The sequence below is a fragment of the Hoeflea sp. 108 genome, assembly GCF_000372965.1.
GTDB lineage: Bacteria > Pseudomonadota > Alphaproteobacteria > Rhizobiales > Rhizobiaceae > Aminobacter.
Window position 1 is genome coordinate 2746050 of the sequence record NZ_KB890024.1, and the last position, 8964, is coordinate 2755013.

General features: G+C 60.5%; 10 protein-coding genes. 9 read left to right on the forward strand and 1 reads right to left on the reverse strand.

Translation table 11 applies throughout. The features are described from left to right. Window positions 1–189: 189 nt before the first annotated feature. Complete coding sequence (locus B015_RS0113595; protein WP_157632733.1) at window positions 190–624, reverse strand: hypothetical protein; 435 nt, start codon at window positions 622–624, stop codon at window positions 190–192. Window positions 625–952: 328 nt separating this feature from the next. Between B015_RS0113595 and B015_RS32190 the strand changes: the two genes are divergently transcribed. The 9 genes from B015_RS32190 to B015_RS0113645 all read left to right on the forward strand — a co-directional run bounded on the left by B015_RS32190 (window position 953) and on the right by B015_RS0113645 (window position 8950). Continuing rightward, window positions 953–2335 (forward strand): hypothetical protein, encoded by a 1383-nt coding sequence (locus tag B015_RS32190; protein WP_157632734.1) that lies wholly within the window; start codon window positions 953–955, stop codon window positions 2333–2335. A gap of 130 nt (window positions 2336–2465) precedes the next feature. Further along, window positions 2466–3308: a hypothetical protein gene (locus B015_RS0113605; RefSeq protein ID WP_018428257.1), complete on the forward strand. Its 843-nt coding sequence runs from the start codon at window positions 2466–2468 to the stop codon at window positions 3306–3308. 308 nt (window positions 3309–3616) lie between these two features. Continuing rightward, window positions 3617–4402 (forward strand): DNA (cytosine-5-)-methyltransferase, encoded by a 786-nt coding sequence (dcm, locus tag B015_RS0113610; RefSeq protein ID WP_018428258.1) that lies wholly within the window; start codon window positions 3617–3619, stop codon window positions 4400–4402. Next, window positions 4399–4911 (forward strand): HNH endonuclease, encoded by a 513-nt coding sequence (locus tag B015_RS32195; protein ID WP_018428259.1) that lies wholly within the window; start codon window positions 4399–4401, stop codon window positions 4909–4911. The genes dcm and B015_RS32195 overlap by 4 nt, the downstream gene beginning before the upstream one ends. A gap of 31 nt (window positions 4912–4942) precedes the next feature. Then, window positions 4943–5173 (forward strand): hypothetical protein, encoded by a 231-nt coding sequence (locus B015_RS0113620; RefSeq protein WP_018428260.1) that lies wholly within the window; start codon window positions 4943–4945, stop codon window positions 5171–5173. Next, window positions 5166–5612, forward strand: coding sequence for a hypothetical protein (locus B015_RS0113625; protein WP_018428261.1), 447 nt, complete (start codon window positions 5166–5168; stop codon window positions 5610–5612). The genes B015_RS0113620 and B015_RS0113625 overlap by 8 nt, the downstream gene beginning before the upstream one ends. Next, window positions 5605–5976 carry a DUF4326 domain-containing protein gene (locus tag B015_RS0113630; RefSeq protein WP_026227248.1) on the forward strand — a complete coding sequence of 124 codons (372 nt, stop codon included), beginning with the start codon at window positions 5605–5607 and terminating at the stop codon, window positions 5974–5976. Before B015_RS0113625 ends, B015_RS0113630 begins: the two co-directional genes overlap by 8 nt. Before the next feature lie 154 nt (window positions 5977–6130). Beyond that, entirely contained in the window at window positions 6131–7174 is a 1044-nt protein-coding gene (locus B015_RS0113640; protein ID WP_018428263.1) for a site-specific integrase, read from the forward strand. Between the two features lie 705 nt (window positions 7175–7879). Next, entirely contained in the window at window positions 7880–8950 is a 1071-nt protein-coding gene (locus B015_RS0113645) for a glycosyltransferase 61 family protein (protein ID WP_081623479.1), read from the forward strand. Window positions 8951–8964 lie beyond the last annotated feature (14 nt).

Sequence of the window (8964 nt, forward strand, 5' to 3'; positions counted from 1 at the left end):
AGGTGGCAGCCCCTGGCCATCGTTTCAGTGAAGGTGTTAGGCCGCCTACATATGGCGACCATCCTTTCACCTGCCTTCCGTAACTTAATCGGAAGACTGAGGGTGCTCCAGCGTCTGCTGCCACTCGCAGATTAGCACATCAGTTGAGTCGCGGAATCCCCAAAAATGCAGCACTACTGACAAGCACTGTCAGTGCCCCAACCAATCCTCGATATCCATCTGCGGCGCCTTCCGCCGGCGCGTGAGCCTGGCGCTCGCCGCATGCTGCCGGGCATCATGCCGTAGGTGGCACTGCTGGCACCAGAACTGCAGGTTTTCGTCCGAGTGGTCGGTGAGATGGTTGTCGACGTGCGCGACCGTGCAGACGATCTTGATGATGCGTAGCCAGATCGGTTCGCCCTCCCCGCACCACCATTCCTCGCCTGGCTTCGGCCAGATGATCCTCAGGCCGTTGTCGCCTTTCGGCTGGGCCGGCAAGAACTTGCCTGTGCTTCGCAGCCGGCCACCCAGCGCGTAATTTTCAACGCCGCATTTCTCGCAGCGATTTCCTGCCCGGCCGCGGATGCGTTCGCGGATCTCTTGCCATTCAGGCGATTTGATCGATCCGCCTGGGTAGAGCTTCATCTTCTCTGCTGAGATAGGCATTCGCTATATCCTCTGACTGTTGAACATCTCCAGAAATCTTTGGTTTTGAAGGTTGGTGAGGGAGGGTTCCGGCAACAGACACCCCCTCCCCTATGGCCTGAGCCAAAGAGGACGGGGCGCCCATTGCCATGTCCTGAAGGCCGGAGCCGGGATGGGACACATGCAACGCCGTCCTCTCGGATAGGCGGTCCTCACTTTCAGGCAGCACGGTAGGACTTTCGACACCCGCGCCTGCGGCTTCACCTGCACGGGAATTGCACCCGGTCGCCGCTGATCGGGTTTGTACGCTCGACCACAAGTGAAAGCAATGCTTTCTTTTCTGTTGCGCAGATGTGAAAGATATGCTTTCATATCTCCATCAAGCCACTACGCAAGACGCCTCTCCGGGCTGATCTGGTGGCGCAGAGGGAACCGAGATGAACGCCCTACTCCCCATCAACACGATCGACGCGGCGACCCGCCGTTCAGCTCTCAGCGCTATGTCGAAGCGATCCGGGCATTCGAGGACGCCGGTTACACCGCGATCATCGTCGACAGCATTTCCCATGAGTGGGAAGGCACCGGCGGCGTGCTGGAGCAGGCGGAAGCTATCGAGCAGTCGACCAAACGTGCAGGCCTGCACTGCTGGCAGAAGCCCAAGGCCGGCCACAAGAAGCTGATGAACGAGCTTCTGCAGACCAGGGCGCACCTGATCTTCTGTTGCCGGGTCAAGGAGAAGGTCGCGCAGGTCAAGGGTGCGAACGGCAAGACCGAGATCGTCAACGAGGGCTTCGTCGTCGTCCAGGAGAAGTCGTTCATCTACGAGATGACCGTCTCGATGATGCTCGGCGAAGGTACTCACGTCCCGCTGATCCAGAAGTGCCCCGGAGACCTGTTGTTCGCCTTCCCCGAAGGCCGACGCATCACGACCGATGCCGGCGGCAGCGTGCGCCAATGGAGCGATCAGGGTGTGGCGCTGGACGAGGCGCTGGAGGCTGCCAAGCGCGAGGGCCTGTTCGCGGCGAACAACGGAATGGCGGCACTGCTCGACTGGTGGAAAGGTCTAGGCACCCGGCAATCGTCGCTGGAGGGCATGAAGGAGACGTTCAAGTCCATTGCTCGCGCATCGGATCAGTTGAAGGCCGATATCAACGACGCCGGCGGCGGTGATCCTGCTGACCGGCTGGCGCAGGCCAAGGCAGCGAACGGTGACAGTGCTTCCGACAGCCAAGAGGGTTTCAGCCTCGGGCATGTGACCGACACGCTCGGACGCAAAACCTCGATCCATCACGAACAGTCCGATGTCCCTGCATCGGGCTTCGGCAGCGGGGAGCTCCCCCAAGAAAACCCCGCCCCCGCTGCCGATCAGACCGCCGGAAACGGCGAAGCGGAGGAAGGCGCAACAGAAGCCACTCATGGTGAGCAGGTAGCGCCTTCCTCCGACCTCACTCAGGAAGACCGGGACTGGCTGAAACTTGTCGCCAGGACGCTGTGGGCCGCCACTGGCCCGGGCGAAGGCGAGACGCTGAAGAACCAGTTCACCGGTGTCCGCAACGACTTCACTCCGGCAACTATCAGCGAGGCTGCTCGAGCAAAAGGCATGTCGATCCTACGGGCATGCCAGGCCGTCTGCGAAGGCAAGCAGGATGCGGGAGACACCCTCGAATTGATTGCCGGCATTGCCGGGGTCAAGCCGCGGGAGATCGTCTGATGCGCGGCTTCTATCTAGTCGGCACGGGCAGCGGATCCGGATTTGGGTCAGGTCCTGGTGGTGTCGGCGGAACTGGATCTGGCAGCGGCTTCGGTGCCCGTGCCTATGCCTTTCTCGTCGGGGGTTGGTCATGACCAACAAGACGGTAAAGGCAGATCTGGATGCAAAGGCTTTGGAAGCGGCACAGCGAGCGGCAGATGACGCCTACATGGCGTCAGACGAAAATGCCGTGAATGATGCAGTTGTCGCAGGCATCACCGCCTATCTCTCCGCCCTTCCCCATGCAGGCAAGGTGAGCGAGGAGATGGTCGAGGCAGCAGTAGAGATCGCCAGCGAAAATCTTGAAATAGACGGCGACAATGAGGGGACTTTCATCCGCGCCGACAGCATCGAAAACACAGTCCGCGCTGTTTTGGCCCTCTCAAGCCAACAAGCGGAGGCGGTGCCGGTCACGTGGCGCTATGATATCCAGTACGGGCCAGATGGTGAAGCGAACTACGCGTGGGTCTACGACGAGCACAACAACCTCGTCTGCACCGCCAAGACACACCACGCCATAGCCATCGTTCAGCGCGCTTCCTCCCCATCCCCAGCAGATGCAGGAGAGCCGGGGATCAAGGCCACAGTCAGGCCGCTCGATCTGTCCAATGCGCTCAAGCATGCGTTCGTATCCGGTTGGAAAGCCTGCGAAGGTGGTGGCCCTGTAACGGTCGCGTGGACCAGCTACGATCCGGAAATGAACAGCGCCTATGAGCGCATCCGCTCTGCGCTTGGCCCCGCCACAAGCCAGGCGAAGGGCGGGGCGGATCTGACGGACCTGATCAGGTGCGCAGAAATCCTGGCCGGATTGGAAGATGAAGATCGTGGCCGCGCCTTCCCTTCGAAAGAAAATTGCGCCTTCGCTCGAAAGACGCTCTCCGCCCTCCGCTCTTCTTCTCCAGTAGGCCAGACGGCGAAGGAGGGCGGCGAGTGAGCACCTTGGCCGAAAAGCTGGACGAAGCGCGCGCGGAGGTCGCTCGCCTGGAGCGGCAAGCCGCGAGCGCTACCTGTCACGAGTTGGGACGCCATCAATGGGTTTCGATTGGCGGCTGCAATGCTGGCTGTGGACCATATTGCGGGTGCTCAGTGCCTGTCCTTCAGTGCGAGATCTGCGGCGATTGCGATTATGGCGACAACAGCGAAGCCGACGAAACAAAGCGTCGTTGTAAAGAGCTGAGCGATCTGGACGCGCGCGCAGTCCCCTCCGATCCGGTTAGCACAAGCAACGAGAAGGAGGACTAGATGACCACCCCAGACCTTGTGGAGCGGCTGCGCGTCCTTTCCCTTTTCGCGGGAATCGGCGGTTTTGATCTCGGCCTGGAACGCACAGGCGGTTTCGAGACAGTAGCCTTCTGCGAGATTGACCCGTACCGCCGCTCGATTCTTTCGAAGCATTGGCCTGACGTGAGGCAGTATGAAGATGTCCGAAACCTCACAGCCGATGCTTTGGCCCGAGATGGAATTGTCATCGACGTCATCTGTGGGGGCTTCCCCTGCCAGGACATCAGCATTGCGGGGAAAGGCCGCGGGCTTGCCGGCGCCAAGTCCAGACTATGGTTCGAATTCCTCCGGATTATCGGAGAAATCCGCCCGACCTATGCCCTTATCGAAAACTCCCCCAAGCTTCGCTCTCGCGGACTGGACGTCCTGCTCGGGGGCCTCTCTGAGATCGGGTATGATGCGGAATGGCATTGTATACCCGCAGCCCATGTTGGCGCGCCTCACCGTCGTGACCGCATCTGGATACTCGCTTACCGGCAAGAAGACGCATTCCGTGCCGACGCCGACAGCTTCGGACCATATCCGCCGTACCTGCACTTCAATCGAAGCGCTCAACTTCTCGACCAACAAGAGCGTGACTTTGGACCGATGGCTTGGTGGCGTACCGAGCCCGATGTGGCACGCGTGGTTGATGGGATACCATCCAGGCTGGACATCGCTCGAATAAGGGCGACAGGCGACAGCGTTGTCCCATTCATCCCCGAGCTGATCGGCCGCGCTATTCTCGAAGCGAGGTCCGCAGCATGACCACCCCAGACCTTGTGGAGCGGCTGCGCGGGCTTATCGAGCGGCTGGACCGATCTGGTGATTGTTGGCTTTGGACCGGCAAAACCGACGAAAGAGGTCGCGGTCGCGTTTGGCGTGACGGTAAGCTCAAACTTCACCATCGCGCTGTGTGGGAGGCCTTATTCGGGCCAATCCCCACGGGCGCCATGCTTTGCCATCACTGCGACAACCCGCGATGCGCAAACCCGGATCATCTTTATGTCGGGGATGGCAAGACAAACGTCGCCGACATGTTCGATCGCAAGCGGCACTGGACGCAGGTCGAGCCCCTACGTGCGCGCGCTATCGGGGCGGCAAACGGGCGGCAGAACACATGGACGCGGGGCGCGCGTAATCCGAAGGCCAAGCTCTCGAAAGAGGCGGTTGCCCTTATCCGCGAGAGCAACGATGGGCCAAGGGCGCTCGCCAAACAGCTTGGCGTTCACCGCACGACGATTCAGCGCATCAAAAAGGGTGCCCTATGGGTATGACCCTCCGCGCCCTTTCTCAGGAGCCAAGCAAATGAAGCTGACACCGAAGCAGCGCGAATTCCTGACGCGTGCTCTCCGCCATTCATACAGTGATGGCAGCGGCATCGGCGCCCAACCTCACGATGGACACGAGGTCCGAACGGCCATGTCGCTGTACCGAAAGGGGCTGGTGACCGTCCCGGTCGTATGGACGGCTTATACAGGCAGTCACATCACCGAAGCCGGTCGCGCCCTTCTCTCTCAGGAGGCGGGCCGTGGCTGACGTCGCGAAGGAACTGCGGGCCACAATCGACCACGATGCAGGTCTTAGGCTCAACACGGTTGGCCACGCCGATCTGCGCACCCTCCTCGACGCCCTCGACGACGCTCATAAGCGAATAGCGGAGAGCGGCTGGCAGTCTATCGAGAGCGCGCCGAAGGATGGGAGCACCTTTCTGGCGGTCAACGCTGGCTCCATCGAGAGATGGCACACCTACAAGGAGGGTTGTGTCGTCACTCGCCGCGCCGACGCGCGAGCGTTCACTTGCTGCCGGATGCCTGATGGCGGTTTCATGGACGAGTTCGGCGACGAGTATCTGCCCGATGGCCGTATCCACGACGCCGAGGATCTGACCGCCGAGGACGAAGTTTTGCGCCTCACCATGTGGCAGCCTCTCCCCGCTCCTCCCTCCCGTATAGATAAGGAAGATAGAAATGGGTGAGCCCGTCCGGGTCCAGCTTTCGCGTAAGAAGGGCTGGAAGATGCCCGAGAACACCGTGAAGGTGTCGCGGCCGGGATTGTGGGGCAATCCCTTCATTGTGAACCCGCTTGTCAAAGCCGGCGGCGGGTCAGGCGCTTCGTACATTTGCATGCCCACTGTAGAAGATGCGGTCGCGGCATATCGCGAAATGCTGGAAGCCCCAGCCGAGCCGGGGCAGCGTGCTTTCGAACTGCGCGCGCGCCTGCCGGAACTTCGCGGCAAGAACCTTGCCTGCTGGTGCAGGCTCGATCAGCCCTGCCATGCTGACGTGCTGCTCGAACTCGCCAACGCACCCCTCCCTGCACATAAGGAACAGGCGGAATGACAGCGCACCCGAACGTTTACTCACCGCGCTCCCTGGCTATGTCCTGGGGCTGCTCCGAGCAGCATGTGCGCAATCTCATCAACAACGGCCAGTTGCGTGCCTTCCGAATTGGGAAGCTACTGCGCATCGAACCCAAGGCCGTGGAGGACTACCAATGTCAAAATACCGTCTCGGACGACTCCGGGGTGAATTCGTCGCGGTCTACTACGACGATGCCGGAAAACGTCACCGCAATACGCTTGGCACAGATAACAAGGTAGCCGCTCAGACGGCCATCGATAAGCTGAATGCCGAAGCAGAGCGCGCGCCTGGCCAGACGGTCGAAACCCTTTGGAACGCATATCGCGAAGAGAAGCGCGGGCGCCGGATCGCTGCCAGCATGCTTACGACGTGGAAGGCGCTGAAGGGCACTTTTGCGGCCCGCGAGGCCGAGGCGATCGGCGACGAGACGTGCCAAGACTATATCCGCATGCGCCGGCAGCCCACCGAGAAAATTGGCAACAGGCCTGCTTACCCTAATGGCAGATCCGACGGGACAATCTGGACCGAGCTCAACCACCTGCGGATCGTGATGGGTTGGGCGGTGAAGCGCGGCCGGATAGCTCGAGCGCCATACATTTCGATGCCGCCGAAGCCAGCGCCAATGGATCGCTGGCTTACACGAGATGAAGTAGCCCGATTGAAGGACAACGCGACCGCAGACCACATCCGGCTCTTCATCGTGCTGGCGATTGCCACTGGCGGCCGCAAGGAAGCTCTCCTGACGCTAAAGTGGGACCAGGTCGACTTCGCCCGCGGCATCATCCATCTGGACGACCAGCAGGCGCCCCACAAGCGCAAGGGGCGCGCTTCGGTGCCGATGAACAAGACAATTCGCGCGGCGCTCCAAGAGGCCCGCAAGGCCGCTGAAACAGACTATGTCATCGAGTGGGCCGGGAACCCGGTCAAATCGGTCAAGCGCTCACTGGCAAAGACCGCAGAAAAGGCGCGCCTGTCCGAGGTTACTGCCCATGTGTTCCGCCACTCGGCCGCACGTTGGCAAGCAGAGGCTGGCATCCCCATGGCGAAGATCGCTCAGTACCTCGGGCATTCCGATGACCGGATCACTCAGCGGGTCTATGGGCGCTATGCGCCGAGCCACATGCAGGACGCCGCCGACGTGCTCGATCTCGAATTCGGTCAGGTGAAAACCGGGTGAACTCGGCTGGTGAGGGTGTTCCCTCTGGTTCAAAACTGGTTCACACCAGAACGCAGAGAGAACATAGTGAGCACAACGAAGCTACTTTGGTTTTAAGAATGGCTGTATTGCGCGGCTTTGCTTGTGGGCCGACATTTCACACGGGTGGGGTCATAGGTTCAATCCCTATATCGCCCACCATTCTTCTATCTTATATCCTCTTGTTATTGATGAACTTTTTGCTTGGGCCGGAAACGGGCCATAAGTGCTATTCAGCACAGACCGGCGAGCACAGGCAGACAATGGCAGCTTAATCCGCGGAACATCCGTGGACTACTGCTCAGGTTGCTCCGTGTATTCGCCTGATTGCCCTCGACACGACACCTCCCCCACCGTGACCTTCAGCAGCCAATAAGAGCGCGATGACAACGGAGTGCACGCCCCGTGGGAAGGGCGGCTGCGAGATCAAACTCGAAGATCGTGCCGGGCGAGCGGGTTTGAAAAGCCGATGCGGCGGACATAAAAGTCCGCTCGACCGCGACAGGCTCGACCAGCGGGTGCAGATCCGCCTTCTGCACGTCACCAGCCGGTTCATCTACTGCACCAAACGCGGCATTCGCGAACTTATTTCCCTCAATATCGATGGAAATGCCCCTCGGTTAACAGCAATAGAAATAGATAAAGCAACAGTCTATAATACCGAAGTTCTGTGGGGGAATGAGGGGCATGTCCGTTGCTTCAAGGCTCTATCCTCTTTTAGGCTCGCTCTTCGAACGACTGCGAAAGTCGCGGGGCGCGCTCGAAGATGTTCAATCCGAGCAAATTGCCAAAGCGGAGAGCTTGGTGCAGGCGCCGGCCTACATGGAGCCATCTGACTGGGATCGTGTCATTGGCGTGCAGCCGTCGACGAATCTCGACAATGAACGAATGCGGATTGCGGGCGGGTTGCGACAACATGGGGGAACCATTCGCTACCGGCTCGGCGATGCATTGGCGACGCCGCGCGGCGTTTTCAGCTTTTCCCGCAGCCTGCAGCGCCATGGTCCTGCGCCACTGCAGCCTGCCCTGGCAAACCCCATCCAGCGCACAGACAGAGCCTTTTTCCCGATGACACCAGTGGCGATGGCCTACTTTGGCCACCTGATAAACGACTCCTTGCCGGCATCGCTTCTGATTCAACCGGGTGAGACCCTCTGCCTGCCCTACAACCCGTCATGGCATCATGGCCGCGCCTACTGCGAACTGTTCGGCCTGTCGCCCTCGCCCGCACCGATGATTCATGCGCGAGAGATGTGGTTGACCGACGATCGTGGAATGAACACCCATCGCCACGCCCGCACACGGGCCCTGCATGCGAAGCTGCATTCGGGTTTGGAACCATCAAGACACTCGGGCGCCTTCCTGCGCCGGGGGACGACCGGTGCAAAACGCGACCTGATCAATGAGAATGCCGTGGCCGAGGTTCTGGCTGCCCGAGGTTACGCTATCTGCGATGTGACATCCCCTCTTCCCGAACTGCTGGCGACGCTGGCGCAGGTGCCAGTGGTCGTCACCGTCGAAGGCAGCCAGTGGGTGCATGCTCATTTTGGCGCAGCACTTGGAGCGCTGATCGTCGTCATCAATCCTTGCGACACGTTCAATGCGTTGATCGCCGACATGGTGCCGGCGCTCGACCAGCGGATGGCGACCATCGTCGCCGACAAGGCGGAAGACGGCTATCATGTCGATGTCCAGCGGCTCGTGGCGCTGATCGATCGGGCGCAGGACGACATGGTCCGCACATCGAGGCTGTCATAACGAGCGGCCGCATC